Origin of the sequence: Phenylobacterium sp. 58.2.17, from assembly GCF_026411515.1 — a bacterium.
Lineage (GTDB): Bacteria > Pseudomonadota > Alphaproteobacteria > Caulobacterales > Caulobacteraceae > Phenylobacterium.
This window is the reverse complement of sequence record NZ_JAPMTQ010000004.1, coordinates 150285-170673: the sequence shown is the minus strand read 5'-3', so window position 1 is coordinate 170673 and position 20389 is coordinate 150285. Positions and strand designations below refer to the sequence as shown.

At 69.6% G+C, this 20389-nt stretch carries 22 protein-coding genes and 1 riboswitch; of the genes, 13 read left to right on the top strand and 9 right to left on the bottom strand.

All coding sequences use genetic code 11. The features are described from left to right. Positions 1 to 2 precede the first annotated feature (2 nt). Both OUA97_RS05325 and OUA97_RS05320 read left to right on the top strand, forming a co-directional pair. Positions 3 to 2036 carry a hybrid sensor histidine kinase/response regulator gene (locus tag OUA97_RS05325; RefSeq protein ID WP_267230777.1) on the top strand — a complete coding sequence of 678 codons (2034 nt, stop codon included), beginning with the start codon at positions 3 to 5 and terminating at the stop codon, positions 2034 to 2036. 84 nt (positions 2037 to 2120) lie between these two features. After that, complete coding sequence (locus OUA97_RS05320; RefSeq protein WP_267230776.1) at positions 2121 to 2336, top strand: hypothetical protein; 216 nt, start codon at positions 2121 to 2123, stop codon at positions 2334 to 2336. Here the strand turns inward: OUA97_RS05320 and OUA97_RS05315 are convergent, their stop codons facing one another. Further along, positions 2337 to 3080 (bottom strand): pentapeptide repeat-containing protein, encoded by a 744-nt coding sequence (locus tag OUA97_RS05315; protein WP_267230775.1) that lies wholly within the window; start codon positions 3078 to 3080, stop codon positions 2337 to 2339. A gap of 130 nt (positions 3081 to 3210) precedes the next feature. Further along, complete coding sequence (gene thiC, locus OUA97_RS05310; RefSeq protein WP_267230774.1) at positions 3211 to 5028, bottom strand: phosphomethylpyrimidine synthase ThiC; 1818 nt, start codon at positions 5026 to 5028, stop codon at positions 3211 to 3213. A gap of 55 nt (positions 5029 to 5083) precedes the next feature. After that, positions 5084 to 5191: riboswitch (TPP riboswitch) on the bottom strand. Positions 5192 to 5280: 89 nt separating this feature from the next. Here thiC and OUA97_RS05305 point away from each other — a divergent pair. The 3 genes from OUA97_RS05305 to OUA97_RS05295 all read left to right on the top strand — a co-directional run bounded on the left by OUA97_RS05305 (position 5281) and on the right by OUA97_RS05295 (position 7448). Continuing rightward, positions 5281 to 5688, top strand: coding sequence for a DUF6491 family protein (locus tag OUA97_RS05305; protein ID WP_267230773.1), 408 nt, complete (start codon positions 5281 to 5283; stop codon positions 5686 to 5688). A 69-nt stretch (positions 5689 to 5757) separates the two neighbouring features. Then, positions 5758 to 6762, top strand: a complete 1005-nt coding sequence (locus OUA97_RS05300; protein ID WP_267230772.1) for a D-cysteine desulfhydrase — start codon at positions 5758 to 5760, stop codon at positions 6760 to 6762. Beyond that, on the top strand, positions 6759 to 7448 hold the full coding sequence (locus OUA97_RS05295) for an aspartate/glutamate racemase family protein (RefSeq protein WP_267230771.1): 690 nt from the start codon (positions 6759 to 6761) through the stop codon (positions 7446 to 7448). The genes OUA97_RS05300 and OUA97_RS05295 overlap by 4 nt, the downstream gene beginning before the upstream one ends. Here OUA97_RS05295 and OUA97_RS05290 read toward each other — a convergent pair. Continuing rightward, positions 7445 to 8896 carry a flavin monoamine oxidase family protein gene (locus tag OUA97_RS05290; protein WP_267230770.1) on the bottom strand — a complete coding sequence of 484 codons (1452 nt, stop codon included), beginning with the start codon at positions 8894 to 8896 and terminating at the stop codon, positions 7445 to 7447. The genes OUA97_RS05295 and OUA97_RS05290 overlap by 4 nt on opposite strands. A 142-nt stretch (positions 8897 to 9038) precedes the next feature. Here OUA97_RS05290 and OUA97_RS05285 point away from each other — a divergent pair, with 142 nt between their 5' ends. The 3 genes from OUA97_RS05285 to OUA97_RS05275 all read left to right on the top strand — a co-directional run bounded on the left by OUA97_RS05285 (position 9039) and on the right by OUA97_RS05275 (position 11435). Beyond that, on the top strand, positions 9039 to 9605 hold the full coding sequence (locus OUA97_RS05285) for a TetR/AcrR family transcriptional regulator (RefSeq protein WP_267230769.1): 567 nt from the start codon (positions 9039 to 9041) through the stop codon (positions 9603 to 9605). Positions 9606 to 9696: 91 nt separating this feature from the next. Beyond that, positions 9697 to 10284, top strand: a complete 588-nt coding sequence (locus tag OUA97_RS05280; protein ID WP_267230768.1) for a TetR/AcrR family transcriptional regulator — start codon at positions 9697 to 9699, stop codon at positions 10282 to 10284. After that, positions 10281 to 11435, top strand: a complete 1155-nt coding sequence (locus OUA97_RS05275; RefSeq protein WP_267230767.1) for a serine hydrolase domain-containing protein — start codon at positions 10281 to 10283, stop codon at positions 11433 to 11435. The genes OUA97_RS05280 and OUA97_RS05275 overlap by 4 nt, the downstream gene beginning before the upstream one ends. A 17-nt stretch (positions 11436 to 11452) precedes the next feature. Here the strand turns inward: OUA97_RS05275 and OUA97_RS05270 are convergent, their stop codons facing one another. Continuing rightward, positions 11453 to 12154 (bottom strand): DUF4336 domain-containing protein, encoded by a 702-nt coding sequence (locus tag OUA97_RS05270; RefSeq protein ID WP_267230766.1) that lies wholly within the window; start codon positions 12152 to 12154, stop codon positions 11453 to 11455. Positions 12155 to 12247: 93 nt separating this feature from the next. Between OUA97_RS05270 and OUA97_RS05265 the strand changes: the two genes are divergently transcribed. After that, positions 12248 to 12553 (top strand): DUF1971 domain-containing protein, encoded by a 306-nt coding sequence (locus OUA97_RS05265; RefSeq protein WP_267230765.1) that lies wholly within the window; start codon positions 12248 to 12250, stop codon positions 12551 to 12553. Between the two features lie 7 nt (positions 12554 to 12560). Here the strand turns inward: OUA97_RS05265 and OUA97_RS05260 are convergent, their stop codons facing one another. The 4 genes from OUA97_RS05260 to OUA97_RS05245 form a co-directional block, all read right to left on the bottom strand. After that, positions 12561 to 13409: a neutral zinc metallopeptidase gene (locus OUA97_RS05260; RefSeq protein ID WP_267230764.1), complete on the bottom strand. Its 849-nt coding sequence runs from the start codon at positions 13407 to 13409 to the stop codon at positions 12561 to 12563. Between the two features lie 69 nt (positions 13410 to 13478). Continuing rightward, the gene (locus OUA97_RS05255; protein WP_267230763.1) at positions 13479 to 13847 is read right to left on the bottom strand and encodes a hypothetical protein; all 369 of its coding nucleotides are present in this window, start codon (positions 13845 to 13847) and stop codon (positions 13479 to 13481) included. 31 nt (positions 13848 to 13878) lie between these two features. Then, entirely contained in the window at positions 13879 to 14436 is a 558-nt protein-coding gene (locus OUA97_RS05250) for a tetratricopeptide repeat protein (protein ID WP_267230762.1), read from the bottom strand. A gap of 122 nt (positions 14437 to 14558) precedes the next feature. Beyond that, positions 14559 to 15464, bottom strand: a complete 906-nt coding sequence (locus OUA97_RS05245) for a DMT family transporter (protein ID WP_267230761.1) — start codon at positions 15462 to 15464, stop codon at positions 14559 to 14561. A gap of 138 nt (positions 15465 to 15602) precedes the next feature. On the opposite strand from OUA97_RS05245, the gene OUA97_RS05240 reads away from it, so the two are divergent. The 3 genes from OUA97_RS05240 to OUA97_RS05230 all read left to right on the top strand — a co-directional run bounded on the left by OUA97_RS05240 (position 15603) and on the right by OUA97_RS05230 (position 17570). Further along, the gene (locus tag OUA97_RS05240; RefSeq protein ID WP_267230760.1) at positions 15603 to 15998 is read left to right on the top strand and encodes an MAPEG family protein; all 396 of its coding nucleotides are present in this window, start codon (positions 15603 to 15605) and stop codon (positions 15996 to 15998) included. 54 nt (positions 15999 to 16052) lie between these two features. After that, positions 16053 to 17198 carry a patatin-like phospholipase family protein gene (locus OUA97_RS05235; RefSeq protein WP_267230759.1) on the top strand — a complete coding sequence of 382 codons (1146 nt, stop codon included), beginning with the start codon at positions 16053 to 16055 and terminating at the stop codon, positions 17196 to 17198. 63 nt (positions 17199 to 17261) lie between these two features. Next, positions 17262 to 17570, top strand: coding sequence for a YMGG-like glycine zipper-containing protein (locus OUA97_RS05230; protein WP_267230758.1), 309 nt, complete (start codon positions 17262 to 17264; stop codon positions 17568 to 17570). 3 nt (positions 17571 to 17573) lie between these two features. Here OUA97_RS05230 and OUA97_RS05225 read toward each other — a convergent pair whose 3' ends face one another. Further along, positions 17574 to 17768 (bottom strand): heavy-metal-associated domain-containing protein, encoded by a 195-nt coding sequence (locus OUA97_RS05225; protein WP_267230757.1) that lies wholly within the window; start codon positions 17766 to 17768, stop codon positions 17574 to 17576. A gap of 143 nt (positions 17769 to 17911) precedes the next feature. Between OUA97_RS05225 and OUA97_RS05220 the strand changes: the two genes are divergently transcribed. Further along, positions 17912 to 20389 carry a heavy metal translocating P-type ATPase gene (locus OUA97_RS05220; RefSeq protein WP_323690522.1) on the top strand — a complete coding sequence of 826 codons (2478 nt, stop codon included), beginning with the start codon at positions 17912 to 17914 and terminating at the stop codon, positions 20387 to 20389.

Genomic DNA, 20389 nt, shown 5'->3' with positions numbered 1-20389 from the left:
AAATGCGGCGGGAGTCCGAGTTTAGGTTGCTGGCGCCGCTGGTCGCGCTGGCCCTGGGCGCGATGGCCGTGTTCGTCGCCAGCCTGCTGATCTGGGCGCGGCAAGTCGATGCCGACGTCCGCAGCCGCGAGATCGCCCTGGTCGAGCGCGGCGTCCTGACCAGCATCGCCGAGATCGAACGCTCGATCCTTCCCGAGACCAACTGGGACGAGGCGGTGGTCAACCTGGACAACCGCTTCGACGCGGCCTGGGCCGACGCCAACCTCAATGACTACTTCGCCCAGAACATCGACTTCGAGCGTCTGTTCGTCCTCGATGGCGACAATCGCCCGCTCTATGCGCGGCTGCATCGCCAGACCGTCGATCCTGCCAGTTACAAGCGGTTCCGCGGCGCCGAGCCGCTGATCGCCCAGGTCAGGCAGGCCGAGGCCGAGCGCGGCCCGATCGGACGGCGCGGCCCTGGGGGACCGCGTGAGCCCGTCTCGCACGCGATCCAGGCCAGCGACTTCATCGCCCACGACGGCGCCGTTTACCTGGTCACGGCCACCCTGGTGCAACCGGATTTCGCAACCGCCGTGCCGCGGCGCGCCTATGCGCCGATCATCGTCATGGCTCTGAAGATCGACCCGGCCTCGCTGGGCAAGCTGCAGGAGCGGCTGCAGCTGCAGAACCTGCGCTCGGGCGTCGGCGCCTCGCTCGCCGCACCGGGCGACGCCGAACTGAAGCTGCCGACCGGCCAGGGCGAGATCCCGCTCTATCTGAGCTGGACGCCCCAGAAGCCCGGCGCGGCCCTGGCTCGCGCCTCCGCCCTGCCGGTGGCGCTGGTGCTTCTGGCCTTCGGCCTGGTCGGTGCGGTGATGATCGCCCGGATTCGCAAGGCGGCGCTGGAGTTCCTGGCCAGCCACCGCTCGCAGAGCGAGTTCCTCGCCAATATGAGCCACGAGATCCGCACGCCGCTTAACGGAGTCAACGCCATCGCCGCGGCGCTGGGCAAGACCTCCCTGACCGCCTCTCAGGCCGAGATGGTCGGCATCATCCAGGGCTCGGGCGAGTCGCTGGAGCGGCTGCTCTCGGACGTGCTGGACCTTTCACAGATCGAGACCGGCGACGTCGAGGTCGTCACCCGGCCGTTCCACCTGGGCGAGGCGGTCCGCGCCGTCGCCGCCCTGGCCGGCCCGCGGGCGCAAGAGAAGGCCCTCGACCTCATCCTCGACCTGGACCCCGCCGCCGAGACGGTGGTGGTCGGCGACGCGGTGCGAGTGAAGCAGGTGCTCGTCAACCTGCTCGCCAACGCCGTGAAGTTCACCAGCGAAGGCTATGTCGCGATCGCGGTGCGTACCGACGGTCCCGACCGCTGGCGTATCGACGTGCAGGACACCGGCATGGGCTTCGATCCGGCCGACAAGGAGCGCTTGTTCGGGCGCTTCGAGCAGGGCGACCGCTCGCGCACCCGCCGCCACGGCGGGGCGGGCCTTGGCCTCACCATCGCCAAGCATCTGGTCGGACTGATGGACGGCGAGATCGACGCGACCGGCGCCCCCGGCGAAGGTTCGACCTTCACCGTCCGGCTGCCGATGGCCGTGGTCGCCGCGCCGGTTCAGGTCGATCCCGAGATCGAGGCGGAGGCTGCGCCCGACCGCCCGCTGCGCGTGCTGCTGGCCGACGACCACCCGACCAACCGCCGCGTCGTCCAGGTGCTGTTCACCGACCTGCCGGTCGACCTGGTCTGCGTCGAGAACGGCGAACAGGCCTGCGACGCCTTCGCCGTCCAGCGCTTCGACCTGGTGCTGATGGACATGCAGATGCCGGTGATGGACGGCCTGACCGCCGTGCGCGCCATCCGCGAGCGCGAACGCCTGCGGGGCATGAGCCGCACCCCGATCGTCATGCTGACCGCGAACGCCCTGCCCTCGCACCAGGCCGCGAGCCTGAGCGCCGGCGCCGACCTGCACATGGCCAAACCGATCGAGGCGGCCAAGCTGTTCGGGGTGCTGCAGGCCGTCGCCGATCGCCAGACCGTGGCCGTCGCCGCCTAACGGCCAAGCGACCCCTTGCCGCATTCCCGAACGCCGTTCTCTGTGGCTTTTGCCGGCCGCAGTCGCGATCGTGAGGTCTTGTTGATGCTGAAGCTGTTGTTTTCGAGCTGGGGCGCCGAGTGGGGCACCGCGGCCCTGGTGTTCTTCGTCAGCGCCGCCGTCGGCCGTTTCGCCGCCGAGGGCATGAACACCCTCCAGTGGTGCGGCGCGATCACCGCGGTCCTGGCCTCGATCACCGCCGCCGTCGCCGTCCGCGTCTGGAAGGCCGAGCCGGTGAAGGTCCGCGCCGACCGCGACTGATCACTCGGCGTGGACGTCCACGCCCATTGCGTTCAGCAGCCGATACTGCTGATCGACCGTGATCTTCAACCCTTGCAGGGTGGCCAGTTCCGTCAGGTTCAGGCCGCTCACCTCCGCGCCGCGCAGATCGGCGCCGGCCAGCTTTGCGCCGACGGTCAGGGCCTGGAACAGGTCGCACTCGCGCAAATCCGCCCCCTCCAGGTCGGCGTCGACCAACACCGCCTCGCGGAAGTTTGAGCGATTGAGGTCGCCCTTGGGCAGCCGCAGCTGGGTCAGGTCCGCAAGTTCCAGGTTGCAGCCCTTCAGCGCCCCGGCCCACTGAACGACATTACGCCCGAAGGCGCGGCCGAAGTCGGCACGGACGAAGGCGGATCCGCGCAGGTTGCAAGCCTCCATCTCGACGCCCCAAAGGCTCGAACGCTCAAGCCGCGCGAACGACAGGTCGCACTTGCGCAGCCGCGCCTCCTCCAGCCGGCAGAAGGCGAACACCGTCCCGACGTGGCCCTCGTCGTCGGCGAAACTGCAGCCCTCGAACACCGCCTCGCGCAGGTCGGCGTGGGTGAAACGGCAGCGGACCAGGCGGCAGTCCTTGAACCGCGCGCCCTGCAGAACCGCGCCCTGAACATGGCCGTCCTTGAGCGTGCAGCCCTCGAACACCGCATCGGTCAAGTCGGCGTCTGTAAAGTCGAGATTGGACAGGTCCAGATCGGCGACCTTCACGCCAGCCTTGAGTTCGATCGCCATCTTCACCTCCGCTCACCCCGGCGGAAGCCGGGGCCCAAGCTGACTAAGCCCTATCCACGTCGAAATCGGTCGCAAGCGGTAAGGCCGCATGGGTCCCGGCTTCCGCCGGGACGAGCGGGGGATCGGATCACTAGGTCTTCACGTAGATCTCCCCGCCCTCAGCGCGGAATTTCTCGCTCATCTGCTCCATGCCGGCGGCGACGTCGTTCTGCTTGGCGGCGGCCTCGCGGATGTCCTGGCTGATCTTCATCGAGCAGAACTTCGGGCCGCACATCGAGCAGAAGTGTGCGGTCTTCATCGCCTCCTTGGGCAGGGTCTCGTCGTGGTACTGGCGCGCGGTTTCCGGGTCGAGTCCGAGGTTGAACTGATCCTCCCAGCGGAACTCGAACCGCGCGCGGCTGAGCGCGTCGTCCCACATCCGCGCCGACGGATGGCCCTTGGCGAGGTCGGCGGCGTGGGCGGCGATCTTGTAGGTGATCACCCCTTCCTTGACGTCCTCGCGGTCCGGCAGGCCCAGGTGCTCCTTGGGCGTGACGTAGCAGAGCATGGCGGTGCCGAACCAGCCGATCATCGCCGCGCCGATGGCGCTGGTGATGTGGTCGTAGCCCGGCGCGATGTCGGTGGTTAGCGGGCCGAGGGTGTAGAACGGCGCCTCGCCGCAGGCCGCGAGCTGCTTGTCCATGTTGGCCTTGATCTTGTGCATGGCCACATGGCCCGGCCCTTCGATCATCACCTGGACGCCGTGCTTCCAGGCGATCGGCGTCAGCTCGCCCAGGGTCTCCAGCTCGGCGAACTGCGCGGCGTCGTTCGCGTCGGCGATCGAGCCGGGGCGCAGGCCGTCGCCCAGCGAGAACGAGACGTCATAGGCCCGCATGATCTCGCAGATCTCTTCGAAGTGCTCGTAGAGGAAGTTCTCCTTGTGGTGCGCCAGGCACCACTTGGCCATGATCGAGCCGCCGCGGCTGACGATGCCGGTGACGCGCTTGGCGGTCAGCGGAATGAACGGCAGGCGGACCCCTGCGTGGATCGTGAAATAATCGACGCCTTGCTCGGCCTGCTCGATCAGGGTGTCGCGGAAGACCTCCCAGTTCAGGTCCTCGGCGATCCCGCCGACCTTTTCCAGCGCTTGGTAGATCGGCACCGTGCCGATCGGGACCGGGCTGTTGCGGATGATCCAGTCGCGGATGTTGTGGATATTCCTGCCGGTCGACAGGTCCATGACCGTGTCGGCGCCCCAGCGGATCGCCCAGACCATCTTGTCGACCTCGTCGGCGACGGTCGACAGCACCGCCGAGTTGCCGATGTTGGCGTTGATCTTCACCAGGAAGTTCCGGCCGATAGCCATCGGCTCGAGTTCGGTGTGATTGATATTGGCCGGGATGATCGCCCGGCCGCGGGCCACCTCGTCGCGGACGAACTCGGGCGTCACGAAGTCCGGGATCGAGGCGCCGAAATCCTCGCCGTCGCGGATCGCCCCGTCGTTCTCCTGGCGACGCAGGTTCTCGCGGATGGCGACGTATTCCATCTCCGGGGTGATGATCCCGCGGCGCGCGTATTCCAGCTGCGTGACGGCCGCCCCGCCCTTGGCGCGGTAGACCCGGCGCGGCGCGGAGAATTGCGGGGCCAGATGCTCTCCCTTGGCGAAGCCGTTGTCCTCTGGCTTCACTTCACGAGGGTTTTCAACCACTTCGATATCGCCGCGAGAGACGATCCAGGGCTCGCGCACGCGGGCCAGACCCTGGTTGATGTCGATCTTCGCCTTGGGGTCGGTGTAGGGACCGGAGGGGTCGTAGATGGTCACCGGCGGCTCGTTCGCCGACGGATGCACCGCCACCTCGCGGAACGGCACGCGGATGTCGGGCCACAGCACGCCGGGCTGGTAGACCTTGCGCGAGCCGGGGCGCTCGCCGGTGGGAATGGCGTCTTTGACGGGCGTCTGAATGTTCACCGGCAAGCTCCTATGCGGCCAGAAGGCCTGCCGGCGACCGGGAATCCGGGCATGAGCATGCTCGGAACGCCTTCCCTTCGCCGGCATGACCCGGATCAGGTTCTACGGGTCGCGGGCTCGCCCGCCTCTCAGCCGCCTAAGCGCGGCCCCCCGAGGACAAGCGCCAGTCATAGGCGCGAACGCCGCCGATTGAAAGCGCCGCCGTCCAGCCGCAATCTGGCGCCTAGACTGCGCCCTTGAAGGAGGATCGCCATGCAACGCCTCGTCCTCGCCGCCGCCCTGACCGCCCTGTCGGCCGCCGCGCTCGCCGCACCGGCCCTGGCCCAGGAGTCCGCCAAGCCAGCGGCCTCGCCCAACCCGTGCTTCCGGATGAGCCAGATCGACAACCACACTAAGGGCGACGACCAGACGCTCTATCTGTCCGTGCGCCATCGCGACGTCTATCGCCTGGGCATGTCGGGGAACTGCCTGGCCGGCGCCAGCTCCAACGACGCCCTGGTCATGCAGCCGACCGCCGGGGTTGACCTGATCTGCCGCCCGCTGGACCTGGACCTCAAGGTGCGCACCAGCCCCGGGATGCTTTCTCCCTGCATCATCAATGACATAACCAAGCTGACGCCGGAACAGGTCGCCGCCCTGCCGCCCAAGGTGAAACCCTAGACGGGCCAGCTAATCTGGGCTCGCGAGCAACATTGGCCGCGTGCTAGGCAGGCGCTCGAGGAGTATCCCATGCAGCTTGCCAGGTTCCCGCGCGCGCGGTTCGCGCACCTTCCCACCCCGCTGGAGCCCGCCCCGCGGCTCGCGGCCGAGTTGGGAATCAAGTCGCTCTACGTGAAGCGCGACGACTGCACCGGCCTGGCCGGCGGCGGCAACAAGACCCGCAAGCTGGAATTCCTGATCGGCGACGCCCTGGCGAAAGGCGCCGATACGCTGATCACCCAAGGCGCCGTTCAATCCAACCACGTGCGCCAGACGGCGGCGGCAGCCGCCAAGTTCGGCCTCGCCTGCGAGGTCATCCTGGAGGCGCGCACCGGGTCGAACGCGGCCGACTATAACGGCTCGGGCAACGTGCTTCTCGACAGGTTGCTCGGCGCGGCCATCAGGAACGTGCCGGGCGGGACCGACATGAACGTCGAGCTCGAAAAATCCGCGCAGGCGGTGCGCGAGCGCGGCGGCAAGCCGTACGTTATTCCAGGCGGGGGTTCGAACGCGATCGGGGCGCTCGGCTATGTCGACTGCGCGCTGGAGCTGGTGCGCCAGGCGGACGCCGAGAACCTGACCATCGACCGTATCGTCACGGCGACCGGCAGCGCCGGTACCCACGCCGGCCTGGTCGCCGGCCTTGCCCTGCTGGGGGCCGACATCCCCGTGCTGGGCATCGGGGTGCGGGCGCCGAGAGATGTCCAGGAAGCCAACGTTCACAAATTGGCGGTCGAGACCGCCGCCCTCCTGGGCCACGGCGATCGGGTCACCCGCGAGATGACTCTCGCCAATTGCGACTATGTCGGCGCCGGCTACGGCCTGATCGACGAGGGCGTGATCGACGCCCTGAAGCTGGCGGCGCGGACGGAGGGCCTGCTGTTCGACCCGGTCTATACCGGCAAGGCGGTCAAGGGCCTGATCGACCTAGCCCGCAAGGGGGTCTTCAAGGACGAGACGGTCGTGCTGCTGCACACCGGCGGAGCGCAGGGCCTGTTCGGCTATCACAGCGAGCTCGAAGGATCGCTCACGTGAGCCTGGTCCTGGGCGTGCTGGGCGGGATGGGACCGGCGGCGACGCTGGACTTCCTCGCCAAGCTGCAGGCGCTGACGCCCGCCGAGCGTGACCAGGACCATATCCGCACCCTGGTCGACATCAATCCACAGGTGCCCGACCGCAACGACCCGGTGAACCGGCCCGGCCCGGTGCTGGCCGAGATGGCCGGGGCCCTGCGCGGGGCTGGCGCCGACGTGCTGGCCATCGCCTGCAACACCGCCCACGCCTATGCCGACGTCATCACCCGCTCGAGCGGCCTGCCGCTGATCGACATGATCGGCACGGCCTCGGCGGCGGCCCGCGACAGCGGCGCGCGGCGGGCCGGGGTGCTGGGCACCCGCGAGGCGCTGAAGCTCTATCGCGAATACCTGGCCGCCCAGGGCATGGGCATGGTCACCCTGGAGCCCGAGCGGCAGGAGGCGTTCATGTCCCTGCTCTATCGGATCAAGGCCGGCGAGCGCGGACCCGACGTGCGCAACGGCATGGCCGCCCTGACCGCCGACCTGGCGGCCGGCGGGGCCGAGGCGATCATCGCCGGCTGCACCGAGGTTCCGCTGGTGATCGAAGCCGGCTCCGGCCGGCTGCCGTTCATCGACGCCGGCGAGGCCCTGGCGCGCCGCTGCGTCGCGGTCTGCCTGGGCCTCGAACCGGTTCCCGCCTACTAGCCGGCGGCGACCGCCTCGGCGGCGGCGCGCTCGCCGGCCCGGATCGCGCCTTCGACATAGCCGGTCCAGATCTCGGCGGTCTCGGTGCCGGCCCAGTGCACCCGGCCGACCGGCGCGCGCAGCGACGGCCCATAGGCCGACAGCACGCCGGGCGGCGCGAAGGCGCCGTAGCAGCCGCGCGACCACTGCTCGGTCGACCAGTCCTGCTCCACATAGTCCAGCGGCGTCGCCGCCTCGGGCCCCAGCCCCTCGACCAGCAGACGCAGCACCTCGGCGCGCCGGTCGGCGGGCGAGCGCGGGCTCCACTCACCGGCGTGCGCGCCGTCGAAGAACCCGGCGATCAGGCCGCGCGGCTGCCCCGGCGGGCTGACGTCGAAGGCCGGACCGAAGGCGAAGGCGTCGCTGAACAATGAGCCGTTCAGGCCCGCCTTGCGCCAGAACGGGCTTTCGTAGGCCACCCAGACCTTGATGCACGAGCCCATCGGCATCCGCTGGGTCAGGGCATCGCGCGCGTGCGGCATCATCGGCGCATAGTCGATGCGGCCGGCCAGCGGCGGCGGCAGGGCGACGATCACCCGCGGGGCGGTGTAACGGCCGTCATCGCAGACCACCTCCACGCCCGAGCCGTCCTGGCGGATCGTGCGCACGGCGCTGTTCAGCCTCACCGCCGGGCCAAGCTCGGCGGCCATCCGTGCGGCGACCTGGTGCAGCCCGCCGACGAACAGCAAGTTCTGCGCCCCACCCGGCCCCGAGGAGGTCAGGGTCGCAAGGTCGCCGGCCGATTGCAGGTAGAACAGCACGAACAGCAGCGAGACGTCGTGCGGCTGCGCGCACAGCAGGGCCGGGATCAACATCTCGAACACTCCGCGCCCGCCCTTGGTCTTGGCGTGGCCGTCGAGCCAGGTGGCGAAGGTGATCCGATCCAGCGCCTCGGCGTCGGGCGCGGCCCAGGGCGCCACGCCCTTGAGCTTGCCGGCCATCTGCTCCAGTTCGCCGACCATGGCGGCGAAGTCGGCCAGGGCGTCGGGCGGCAGGGCCGAAAAGGAGTCCTCGCCCCGTCCCGTCCCGCGCACGCCGTTCACCTCGAACAGGTTCTTGCCTTCCAGGAAGGTCGGATAGGTGGCCACGCCGTAGCCCTTGGCCAGTTCGGCCAGCCGCGTCTGGGTCGGTCCCAGCCACATGCCGCCCAGATCGATGGTCACCCCGGCGATACGGCCCGGCTTGACCCGCCCGCCGACGCGGTCGCGGGCCTCCAGCACCACCACCCGGCGTCTGGCCGCCTTGAGCGCGCGGGCCGCGGCCAGGCCCGAAAAGCCGCCGCCGACCACGATCACGTCGGCAGTCTGGGCCGCCGGTGTCGACGCCCCGGCCGATCCGCCGACCGCCATGGCCCCGGCGCCGGCCATCGACGCCGTCAGCACCGCGCGCCGATCAGGTTGGTTCTGCATCCTCGCCTCCGATTATTTATTTATACGCGTATAATTAAATCGGCGAACGGCGATCGTGCAATAGGGTTCGTGCGGCCACGGAGGACGGATGACGCAGGCTCGGAGGGGACGGCCCCGGCGCTCGCGGGAGCAGGTGGACGCCATGCGCGAGCGCATTGTCGCCACCGCCCGCGGCCTGTTCGCCGCCGAGGGTTTCCAGAGCGTCTCGATGCGCAAGGTCGCGGCCGAGGCCGGCTGCTCGCCGATGGCCCTCTACGGCTACTTCCGCAACAAGAACGAACTGCTGCGCCACGTCTGGGAGCAGTTCTTCGACCCGCTGTTCGCCTCGGTCGCCGAAGCGGCGGCGACGGCGGCGACGCCGCAGCAGCGCCTGCGCGCCATGTGCCAGGCCTATCTCGCCTACTGGCTGGCGCATCCAGACCAGTACCGGCTGGTCTATCTGAACGACGACCGCGTTGAGGACGGCGAGGTCTTCTACGCCCACCTGCCGGAGACCACGAACCGCCACGCGGTGTTCTCCGAAGCCATCGCCGCCTGCCAGGCCGCGGGCGAGATTGCACCCGGCGACAAGACCGCCAAGGGCGAGGCGCTGCTCTGCATGATGATCGGCGTGGCGCACAACCTGATCACCGTCAGCGAGCATCGCTGGTCGCCGGGACCGCAGTTGCTGGACGTCATGCTGGACGGACTGTTCGCCCAGCGCGCCTAAGCCCCTGCCCCGCTTTGGCCCTCAGGTTGACAGACGCCTGCCGGTCGTAAATTGTCATTTTTGACAAGATTCGAAAGTCGGAGGGCTGGTGATGGCGCGACCTCGTATCGGAGACGAGCGGAGGGGCGAGATCCTCACGGCGTTCGAGGCCTGCGTCGTACGCAAGGGCCTGGCCGACACCACCCTGACCCACGTCGCCGTCGAGGCCGGCCAGCCGCGCTCGCTGGTCCGCTATTTCATCGGCAACCGCGCCGACATGGTCACCGCCCTGATCGACCGGCTGCTGGAGCGAGGGGAGGCCCAGCTCCGCAGGGTCGAGGTGCAGGGGCGCGCCACGACAGCCGACGAGTTGAGCCGGGTGCTGTTCCATGAGGTGTTCGCCGACAGCACGACCAACATCGTCATGATGGAACTTTGGCACCTGTCGCTGCGCGACGCCGAGCTCAAGACCCGGCTGGCCGCCATCTATCAGAGGCTGATCACCGAAGTCGCCACAAGGATCGCCGACCGTTTCAGCGGTGATGGGTTCGACCGAGCCTATGCGGCCGTGAGCCTGGCCTTCGGCGCCGCGTTCTTCGCGCACCTGGGGCTTACGCCCCCCAATCCGGAACTGATCCGCAACGCTGGCGCGTCCCTGCTCAGCGCCAAATCCGAACCGTCCCAGGAGGGCGAGCCATGACCACCGAAAAGGCAGCGACGATGTCCGACACCGGCATGTTCTCAGGGGCGCCGCAGCACGAGAACTTCCCCCGACTGAAGGACTTGATGCCCTCCAGTCACATGTCGCCGGCCCGCGCGCCGTACCAGTTTCCGGATGGCGAGTCGGTCCTGCCGCCGGCCCAGTACGACTTCGACGGGCGGCGGAAGTCTTCCGAGGAGTTCTTCATCGAAACGGACACCGTCGCCCTGCTGGTGCTCAAGGACGGGCGTGTCCGCCATGAACGCTACGCCCTGACGGGCGGCCGCGACGTTCAGTGGATCTCCTGGTCGGTCGCCAAGAGCTTCGTGTCCGCGCTGGTCGGCATCGCCATCCACGACGGAAAGATCGCCAGCATCGACGATCCGATCAGCCGCTATGTGCCAGTCGAGCCCGGCTCGGCCTATGATGGCGTCGCCATCCGCCACGTCCTCCAGATGTCCTCGGGCGCGCGCTGGAACGAGGACTACAACGACCCGACCTCCGACATCTTCCGCCTCAGCGCGGCGATGAGCGGGCGCTCCACGCTCGACCACTTTGTCGCGACGATGACGCCGGAGTCGGCCGCCGGGACTGTCTGCCGCTACAATTCCGGCGACACCCAGGCCCTCGGCGCGTTGCTGGTCCGCGCGACCGGCCGATCCATCGCCGACTACATGCAGGAAAAGCTGGTCGAGCCGCTGGGGCTGGAAGCCCCGGGAGACTGGCTGTGCGACAGCGTCGGGATGGAGATGGCCTTCGCCGGGCTCAACCTGACGGCTCGCGACTTCGCCAAGCTCGGCGAACTCTATCGCAATAACGGGGTCTGGCAGGGCGTCCAGGTGGTGCCTGAGGCCTGGGTGAAGGCCTCCACCCGCGCCGACGCACCCCATCTTGCGCCCGGCCGGCCGATCCTGGCCGACCACGCGCTGGAACTCGGCTACGGCTACCAGTGGTGGTTGCCCGATGGCGACTGCGGGGAGTTCTGTGCAATCGGCATCTACAACCAACTGGTCTACGTCGATCCCTCGCGGGGCGTGGTGATCGTCAAGCTGTCGGCGAACCGGGCGTACGGCACCTCGATGGACGAGGCGACCAATCGCGAGATGGAAAACGTCGCTTTCCTGCGCGCGATCGCCAGGTCCCTCGACTGATCGCCAAGGCTGCGCGCCTAGCGCGTCAGCCAGCCGAACGCGCCGGCGATGAACGCGCGACCGTCGCGTTCCACGGGGGTTCCGTGCGCCATGACCACCTTGTCGCTCGGCCAGTCCAGGATATGCGCCAGGCTGGCGCGGGCGGCGCGGCGGTCGGTGAAGGCGACCCGGAACTTGCGCGGCACGGCGGGCTGGGGCTGCGTCATCAGATCCAGCCGCGCGACCAGCGCCCGCCAGCCGGTGAACCAGCCGGGCGGGAACTGCTGCAGCAGGTCGGTGAACAGCACCGTGCGGCTGGGGCGATGGAAGAACACCGCCTCGGTGGTGATCGCGTTGCCGGCCATCAGCACGTAGTCGAGGTCGGCCGGCCAGTCGCCCGGCGGCGTATCCCCAAGCTCGACATCGATGCGCAGGTCGGCCCGTTTGGCCGCCAGCCCCGGCGCGGCGTACAGCCGAACGGTCGGGAACGCCGAGCGCCATTGCGCCAGATGCAGGTCATGCAGCGAATTGGGCGCGACCAGGACGGCGACCTCGCCCAGCGCCGCAAGCTCCGCGGCTAGGTCGTAGTCGAGCGCTACCGGCGACCAGACCAGCAAGCCGCCGCCGGTCAGGCCGATCACCGCCATCCGCGTCGGATAGCGAAACCCGGCGACCTGCGCCTGGCCGCCGTCCGCGAGCCAGATCTCGGGCCCGAAGGGGCGTAGACGCGACATGCTCATGGATCCCCCTTCGCCGCCGCGTCTTTGACGACGATCACTGCTCCCCATTGGAAGTCATGGCAGTCTCCGCGGACCCAGCAGCGGGATCAAGTCATGACCAAACCGGCCGACAGCTTTCCCAACGACGTGGTCGCCTATCGCCGCACTCCGGAGTTCGACGAGACGACGACGCCCGCCGGCCTGCTCGGCGAGCACAACACCAAGGCCGGGGTCTGGGGACGGATCCAGGTCATGGCAGGCGCCCTGCTCTACCGCGTCACCGATCCGCGGCGCGAGGCGGCCGAACGCCTGCTGACGCCCGCCGAGGCGCCCGGCGTGGTCGAGCCGGGGATTGTCCACCACGTGACGCTGACCGGCCCGGTGCGCTTCTATGTCGAGTTTCTGAAGGCGCCCGACTGAAGCGGCCTCAGAGCCGCCCGGCCCGGAACGTGTCGCACGCGGCCGGATCGCCCTTCTCCACCCCGATGCGGAACCAGCGCATGCGCTGCTCGCTGGAGCCGTGGGTGAAGGCGTCGGGCATGACGCGGCCTTGGGCCTGCTTCTGGATCGCGTCGTCGCCGACCGCAGCGGCGGCGCGGATGCCGTCCTCGATGTCGGCGGGATCGAGCGCCACCTGGCCGCCGGACGCGGCCGGGGCGTGGGCGACCCAGACGCCCGCATAACAGTCGGCCTGCAGTTCCAGCCGCACGGCCGAGGAGTCTGCGCCGCGCGAGCCACGCTCGACGTTGTTGGCGGCGCCGGTGAGGTTCTGGACGTGGTGGCCGACCTCGTGGGCGATGACATAGGCGCGAGCCGCCTCGCCCTTGGCGCCGAAGCGGCTCTCCAACTCATTCCAGAACGCCAGGTCGAGATAGATCTTCTGGTCGGCCGGACAATAGAACGGCCCCATCGCCGACTGGCCCATGCCGCAGCCGGTGCCGGTCGCCTGGTCATAGATCACCACCGCGGCCGGGCGGCGATAACGCTGGCCCTCGGCGGCGAAGATCTGGCTCCAGACATCGGTGGTCGACTGTTCGACGACATCGACGAACTGGCCGCCGGCGTCCTGGGTCGTGCCCCGCACGCCCTCCTGCTGCTCTGCCTGGCCGCCGGTTCCCTGAACCACAGACATGGTGGTCGACGGATCGATTCCGAAGACGAAATAGCCGATCAGCGCCAAGGCCAGGCCGCCCAGCCCGATGCCCCCGACCCCGGCCGCGCTCATTCCGCGGCGATCTTCGATGTTGCCGCCTCTTCGGCCGCCCTGCCAACGCATGTCCCAATCCTTCCCGTGACGCCTCGACGCCCCAGCCCGGCGAGAGGATGGAGCCGAACGGCGCGGCTGTCAGCGCTTGTTTTGCGAGGCTTCGCGGACCCGGGCGTTCGAGGCCGCCAGGGCCGCGTCGGGGATCGTGGCGTAGCTGCCCATGTTGAGGGGCGGCGGCCGCACCCCGGGGTCCAGCGGCGCCAGGGTCGGGCCGCGCTGGGCCTGCAGCCCCAACAGGCGCTCCTGGCTCTGCACCCGCGCATCCAGGGCGTTGAGGTCGTTCTCCAGCGCCACCGACCGCTGCCGGTCGATCATCTGCTGGGCCTGGAGCTCCTGGTTGCGGATCGTCAGGTCGCGGGCGACGGGATCGCGCGGCGCCTGGGCCGGAGCCGGCGAAGCGGACGCGGCGAGAACGGCCAGGGCGAGGAGCATCGGTCGCATGGTCATCAAACGTCCAAACCGGCCGCAAGGCTCCGCATCAGCGGCGCGAAACCGTGAAGCGGCTCAACTGCTGGCGCGGGGCGTCCCAATCGGGGGCGATTTCCAACGCCTTCTGGTAGTCGAAATAGGCCGACTTCGGGTCGTCGAGACCTTCGTGGGCCAGGGCGCGGTTGTAGTAGGCCTTTTCCGGCTCGCTGACGCCCAGTTCGAGGCTGCGGTTGATGTCGCTGAGCCCTTCGGCGTAGCGCTTGCGGCCGATCGAGGCCGCGCCGCGGTTGACATAGGCCTCGCCCATTTCCGGCTGCAGGCGGACGGCGAAATCGAAGTCGCGGGCGGCGTCCGAGAAGGCCGCGCGGCGCAGCTTGAGCACGCCGCGATTGACGAAGGTGCCGGCCCGGTCGCGCGGATCGAGCAACTCGGTCTCCAGCGCCAGGGTGCAGGAATCCTGAAACTTGGGATCGTCCTCGCCGCGGATCGCGGCGTCGGCGCAATCCTGGGCCAGGCCGCCGCCGAACACGCTGACCGCGCCCTCCGCCGTCGTCGCGACCGCCAGCATGGCCAGCGCCATCATCGCGAGCATGACCCCCTTGAACATCGTCAGCCTCCGTGTGTCCGCGACGGCCGAGGTCAGGCTGGGAAGGGCCCGGCGCGCGTTCGTCCGGCATCGGCGAGAGTCCTCCCGTAACGCCGGTCTGTCAATCTCAGCGCCAAGCGCCGTCAGGCGCCGCGACGCAGGCGACGGGTCTCGCGATAGAGGATGTAGACGCCGCTGCCGGCGACCACGAGCGCCCCGGCGATGGTGGCGGCGCGGGGGATCTCGTCCCAGACCAGGTAACCGATGATCCCGGCCCAGATCAGCTGGCTGTAGTCGAACGGCGCCACCACCGCGACCGGGGCGCGGCGCAGGGCCTCGGTCAGGAACAACTGCCCCGTGCCGCCGATCAGGCCCGCGCCGATCAGCATGGCCAGGGTGGTCAGGTCGGGGATCGTCCAGCCGCCGAACGGCAGGCTGGCCAGACCGAGCAGCATGCCGGCCAGGGTGAAGTAGAAGACGATGGTCGGGCCCGGCTCGGTGCGGCCGATCTCGCGGATGGCGATCATCGCCCCGGCCGCGCCCAGCGCGCCGAGCAGCGCGAAGGCGGTGCCCAGATTGGCCATGTGGCCGGGATCGGGGCGGACCATGATCAGCACCCCGACGAAGCCGATGGCGACCGCGGCCCAGCGATGGACCCCGACCACCTCCTTGAGGATCAGCGCCGACAGCGCGGTCATGAACAGCGGCGAGGCGAAGGACAGCGCCGTCGACTCGGTCAGCGGCAGCATCGAGACGGCGGTGAAGCCGCAGACCATGCCCACCAGCCCCACCGCCGCACGGGTGGCGTGGCCGCCGAGGCGGTTGGTCTTCAGCACCGAGAACCCGGTCGTACGCGAGACGTAGAGCAGCACCGGCACGAAGGCGAAGGCGTTGCGGAAGAAGACGATCTCCAGCACCGGCGCGCCGCGTTCGGCGCAGGCCTTCACCAGCGCGGCGAGCACGGCCATGCACGCCATCGCCGCCACGCGCAGGGCGATCCCCGCGCCGTTGCTCTGGGTGACGGCGTGGGACGGCGGGTCGGCGGGCACAGCTCTCTCCTTGGAAGCGCCGTGCATAGAGGCCCTGCCCGCCCAGCGCCATAGTCGCCGGACCCGGCCGCGGCCGTTGCGACTCGCCGTGACGGGCCGCTGGCCCCACAGTGGGGGTCAAACTCGGGGAGATTCGGCATGACGATCGGTTTGATGATGGCGGCCTGGACGCTTGTCCTGGCCTTCGCGCAGATCCTGCTTTTCGACATCGCCAGGACCGCTCAATACGGCCTGAAGTGGAACACCGGCCCGCGCGACGGCGAGATGCCGCCGCTGAGCGACCGGGCCCAGCGCCTCAAGCGCGCGCAGGACAACCTGTTCGAGACCCTGCCGCTGTTCCTGGGCGCGGTGCTGATCGCTAACGTCGCGGGCAAGGAGAACGAGACCACCGCGCTCGGCGCGCAGATCTACTTCTGGGCGCGGGTCGCCTATGTGCCGCTCTACGCCTGGGGCGTGCGCCACCTGCGCTCACTGGCCTGGCTGGTCAGCATCGTGGGTCTCGGCATGATCGCCCAGGCGATCCTGCTGCCCTAACCGCGCGAAGGCCGCTTGACGCCGCACGCCCAGCGTGCGGCAACAGAGCCGATGTTGCGTCGTTCTGTACTGGCCGCGTTTGTCCTGGCGTTGACCTCCGCCCCGCTGGCGGGCTGCGCATCGTTCTCTCGCGAGGACTTCACCGCCGACGAGGCGCACCGCGCCTTGCCGCCGACGGCCGCCGACATCCGCTTCGACGCCTCGGACCAGGCCTCGGCGCTGGCCTTCACCAGCCGCACCCAGCGGCAACTGGCGAACACCGGCGACCGGCGGGTCGACGTGCTGGCGATCTCCGGCGGCGGGGCCGACGGCGCCTATGGCGCGGGGGTGATGGCCGGCTGGACCAAGGCCGGCACCCGGCCGAGCTTCGAGGTGGTCACCGGGGTCAGCACCGGGGCGTTGATCGCGCCGTTCGCCTTCCTGGGTCCGCGCTGGGACGCCACGCTGCGCGAGGCCTACGCTGGCGGCCGGGCCAGCACGGTGCTCAAGGGTCAGGGCCTGGGGGTGCTGTTCTCGTCCAGCCTCTACAGCCCCGAGCATCTACGCGGCCTGGTCGAGACCTACTGCACCTCGGTGATGCTGCACGAGATCGCCCAGGAGCATGCCAAGGGCCGGCGGCTGCTGATCGCCACCACCAACCTCGACAGCCAGCAGACCGTGGTCTGGGACATGGGGGAGATCGCCTCGCGCGGCGGCCCCGACGCGCTGAAGCTGTTCCGCGAGGTGCTGGTCGCCTCGGCCGCCATCCCCGGCGTGTTCCCGCCGGTGATCATCCCGATCGGCGACGCCGACGGCCACCAGATCGACGAGATGCATGTCGACGGCGGGGTGACCGCGCCGTTCGTCTCGATCCCTGAGGGGCTCTATTTCTGGGAGGCTCCGGAAGGCCAGGCGATGACGCCCGGGCGCATCTTCGTGCTGGTCAACGGCAAGCTGGACCCCACCTTCGCGGTGGTGCGCGGCCGGGCCCCGACCATCCTGGGCCGGGCCTTCGACACCATGATGAAGACCAACCTGCGCGCCCACATCGCCGCCAACCGCGCCTTCGCCGAGCGCAACCGCATGGAATTCGAGATCGCCGAGGTGCCGCGCGACGCCGAGAGCGGCAGCCTGAACTTCGAGCCCGAGAGCATGCGCAGGCTGTTCAAGCTGGGCGAGGAAAACGCGATGACCGGCAAGGCCTGGGCCCGGCCGGATTAGGGAACCAGCCTCGGAGCGCGCCCGTTCGTCTCCATGGGACGGCGTAACCCAGAGAGGTTCGCGATGACACTCAGTCTGAAGACCGCCGCAGTCGGTTCGGTCCTGCTCCTGGCCGCCTGCGGCACCACCACCACCGAGCGCGCGGCGACCGGCGGTCTGGCCGGGGCGGCGATCGGCGGCGCGGTCGACAGCTCCTGGACAGGCGCCCTGATCGGCGGCGCGGCCGGGGCGGCGCTGGGCGCGGTGACCACGCCCAAGCACGACAGCAACGTCAACCGCCGCCAGTACTACGACGAGCGTGCGGGTCGGTATTACTACTACGACCCCGGCGCACGCCGGTACTATTGGGAAGACGGCAGTCGCCGCAACTGACGGCTAGGCCGCCGCGACGCTGTAGCCCGCGTCCCTGATCGCCTGGGCGACGGCGTCGCGACGTTCGCTTCCGTCGACGGCGACCCGCCCGCTGGCCAGGTCGATCGTGACCTTGGCCCGGGGTTCGACCGCCTGCACGGCCTTGGTCACCGACTGCACGCAGTGGTCGCAGGACATGCCTTCAACCTGGAAATTCATCATCCGATCTACTCCTTGAGGATCACTCTGGAGCGGTTCTGCACCTTCCCACGGCAGGAAGGTCAAACTGAATATCGCCGCTTGACCATCCCATGATGGGAGAGTTCATGAAGGACGGGCATCAAGAGTTCGAGGAGCCCGTCATGTCGCAGCCGATCCTGAAGCCGCTGGAAATTCCCGTCCTGGGCATGACCTGCGCCTCGTGCGTGGGACGGGTGGAAAAAGCCATCGCCGCCGTGCCGGGGGTGGCCGCCGCCAGCGTCAACCTCGCCGCCGAGCGGGCGCATGTGGAACTGACGCCGGAGGGCGACACCGCCGCCGTGGTCGAGGCGATCCGCAAGGCCGGCTACGAGCCGCTGGACCGCACCGTCGACCTCAAGATCGAGGGTATGACCTGCGCCTCCTGCGTGGCCAAGGTCGAGAAGGCGCTGAAGGCCGTCCCCGGCGTGCTGGACGCCCAGGTGAACCTGGCGACCGAGCGGGCGCATGTCCGCGCCCTGGCCGGCGGCGCCGAGACCGCGCAGCTGATCGCCGCGGTCGCGGCCATCGGCTATGGCGCCGAGGATATCGACCGCGCCGCCGCCCCGGACCTGGCCGACCGCGAACGCGAGGCCCGCGAGGCCGAGATCACCGGCCTGAAGCGCGCCGTCGCGGTCGCCGCGGCCGGCGCCCTGCCGCTGTTCGTGATCGAGATGGGCCGCCACTTCATCCCCGGCGTCCACCACTGGCTGGCCGCGAGCATCGGCGAGCAGCCCTGGCGGCTGGCGAGCTTCGTGCTGGCCGCGATCGTGCTGTTCGGGCCGGGTTTGCGGTTCTTCCGCAAAGGCGTGCCGAACCTGATCCGCCGCACCCCGGACATGAACTCGCTCGTGGTGCTGGGGACCAGCGCAGCCTTCGCCTATTCGGCGGTGGCGACCTTTGCGCCGTTCCTGCTGCCGGCCGGCGCCGACCACGCCTACTACGAGGCCGCCGCGGTCATCGTCACCCTGATCCTGCTGGGCCGGCTGTTCGAGGCCCAGGCCAAGGGCCGCACCAGCGAGGCGATCAAGCGGCTGATGACCCTGCAGGCCAAGACCGCCCGCGTCGTGCGCGGCGGCGAGGAAGTCGAGGTTCCGATCGCCGAGGTGGTCGCCGGCGACGTCGTCGCGGTGCGTCCGGGCGAGCGGGTCGCGGTCGACGGCGAAGTGGTCGACGGCGCCTCGTTCATCGACGAATCCATGATCACGGGCGAACCGATCCCAGTGGAGAAGACCGTCGGCGCGACCGTGGTCGGCGGGACGGTGAACAAGACCGGGGCCTTCCGCTTCCGCGCCACCAAGGTCGGTTCCGAAACCATGCTGGCGCAGATCGTGCGCATGGTCGAAGCCGCCCAGGGCTCGAAGCTGCCGATCCAGGCGATGGTGGACAAGGTGACCTCCTGGTTCGTGCCGGTGGTGATCGCCGCGGCGCTGCTGACCTTCGCCGTCTGGATGGTCTTTGGGCCGAGCCCGGCGCTCGCCTTCGCCCTGGTCAACGCCGTGGCGGTGCTGATCATCGCCTGCCCATGCGCCATGGGCCTGGCGACGCCGACCTCGATCATGGTCGGCGCCGGCAAGGCCGCCGAGCTCGGCGTACTGTTCCGCCGCGGCGAGGCGCTGCAGGCGCTGCGCGACGTCAAGGTCGTCGCCTTCGACAAGACCGGCACCCTGACCGAGGGCCGTCCGGCCCTGACCGACCTGCAAGCCGCGGGCGGGTTCGGCGAGGACGAGGTCCTGGCCCTGACCGCGGCGGTCGAGAGCCGCTCGGAGCACCCGATCGCCGAGGCTATCGTCGAGGCGGCCAAGACCAGGGGCCTGGCGGTAGCCGAGCCGCAGGACTTCGAGGCGGTTCCCGGCTTCGGCGCCCAAGCCCGGGCCGACGGGCGGCTGGTGCAGGTCGGCGCCGACCGCTTCATGGCCAAGCTGGGCCTCGACGTCGGCGCGTTCGCCGCCACCGCCGAGCGTCTGGGGGCCGAGGCCAAGAGCCCGCTCTATGTCGCGGTCGACGGCAAGCTCGCCGCGATCCTGGCGGTCGCCGACCCGATCAAGCCGACGACGCCGGAGGCGCTGGCCGCTCTGCACGCCATGGGACTGAAGGTGGCGATGATCACCGGCGACAACGCCCACACCGCCCGCGCCGTGGCCGCCAAGCTGGGCCTGGACGAGATCGAGGCCGAGGTGCTGCCGGACGGCAAGGTCGCAGCTATCAAGGCCCTGCGCGAACGGTTCGGCGCCATCGCCTTCGTCGGCGACGGGGTCAACGACGCCCCGGCCCTGGCCGCGGCCGACGTCGGGATCGCCATGGGCGCGGGCGCCGACGTCGCCATCGAGAGCGCCGACGTCGTGCTGATGCGCAGCGACCTGCGGGCCGTGGCCACCGCCGCCGCCCTGAGCCGGGCGGTGATGCGCAACATCGGCCAGAACCTGATCTGGGCGTTCGGCTACAACGTCGTCCTGATCCCGGTCGCGGCGGGGGTGCTGTTCCCGACCTTTGGCCTGCTGCTGTCGCCGATGGCGGCGGCCGGCGCCATGGCGCTGTCGAGCGTCAGCGTCCTGACCAATGCCCTGCGGCTGAAGGCCTTCCGGCCTCCAGTGGCGGTCTAG

Coding starts and splice junctions, on each gene's coding strand:
- OUA97_RS05270 (WP_267230766.1), bottom strand. CDS start 12,154: ATGAGCATGTCGCGTCTACGCCCCTTCGGGCCCGAGATCTGGCTCGCG.
- OUA97_RS05220 (WP_323690522.1), top strand. CDS start 17,912: ATGTCGCAGCCGATCCTGAAGCCGCTGGAAATTCCCGTCCTGGGCATG.
- OUA97_RS05305 (WP_267230773.1), top strand. CDS start 5,281: ATGCAACGCCTCGTCCTCGCCGCCGCCCTGACCGCCCTGTCGGCCGCC.
- OUA97_RS05325 (WP_267230777.1), top strand. CDS start 3: ATGCGGCGGGAGTCCGAGTTTAGGTTGCTGGCGCCGCTGGTCGCGCTG.
- OUA97_RS05260 (WP_267230764.1), bottom strand. CDS start 13,409: ATGCGTTGGCAGGGCGGCCGAAGAGGCGGCAACATCGAAGATCGCCGC.
- OUA97_RS05230 (WP_267230758.1), top strand. CDS start 17,262: ATGACACTCAGTCTGAAGACCGCCGCAGTCGGTTCGGTCCTGCTCCTG.
- OUA97_RS05285 (WP_267230769.1), top strand. CDS start 9,039: ATGCGCGAGCGCATTGTCGCCACCGCCCGCGGCCTGTTCGCCGCCGAG.
- OUA97_RS05300 (WP_267230772.1), top strand. CDS start 5,758: ATGCAGCTTGCCAGGTTCCCGCGCGCGCGGTTCGCGCACCTTCCCACC.
- OUA97_RS05290 (WP_267230770.1), bottom strand. CDS start 8,896: ATGCAGAACCAACCTGATCGGCGCGCGGTGCTGACGGCGTCGATGGCC.
- OUA97_RS05315 (WP_267230775.1), bottom strand. CDS start 3,080: ATGGCGATCGAACTCAAGGCTGGCGTGAAGGTCGCCGATCTGGACCTG.
- OUA97_RS05320 (WP_267230776.1), top strand. CDS start 2,121: ATGCTGAAGCTGTTGTTTTCGAGCTGGGGCGCCGAGTGGGGCACCGCG.
- OUA97_RS05265 (WP_267230765.1), top strand. CDS start 12,248: ATGACCAAACCGGCCGACAGCTTTCCCAACGACGTGGTCGCCTATCGC.
- OUA97_RS05255 (WP_267230763.1), bottom strand. CDS start 13,847: ATGACCATGCGACCGATGCTCCTCGCCCTGGCCGTTCTCGCCGCGTCC.
- OUA97_RS05240 (WP_267230760.1), top strand. CDS start 15,603: ATGACGATCGGTTTGATGATGGCGGCCTGGACGCTTGTCCTGGCCTTC.
- OUA97_RS05225 (WP_267230757.1), bottom strand. CDS start 17,768: ATGAATTTCCAGGTTGAAGGCATGTCCTGCGACCACTGCGTGCAGTCG.
- OUA97_RS05250 (WP_267230762.1), bottom strand. CDS start 14,436: ATGTTCAAGGGGGTCATGCTCGCGATGATGGCGCTGGCCATGCTGGCG.
- OUA97_RS05280 (WP_267230768.1), top strand. CDS start 9,697: ATGGCGCGACCTCGTATCGGAGACGAGCGGAGGGGCGAGATCCTCACG.
- OUA97_RS05275 (WP_267230767.1), top strand. CDS start 10,281: ATGACCACCGAAAAGGCAGCGACGATGTCCGACACCGGCATGTTCTCA.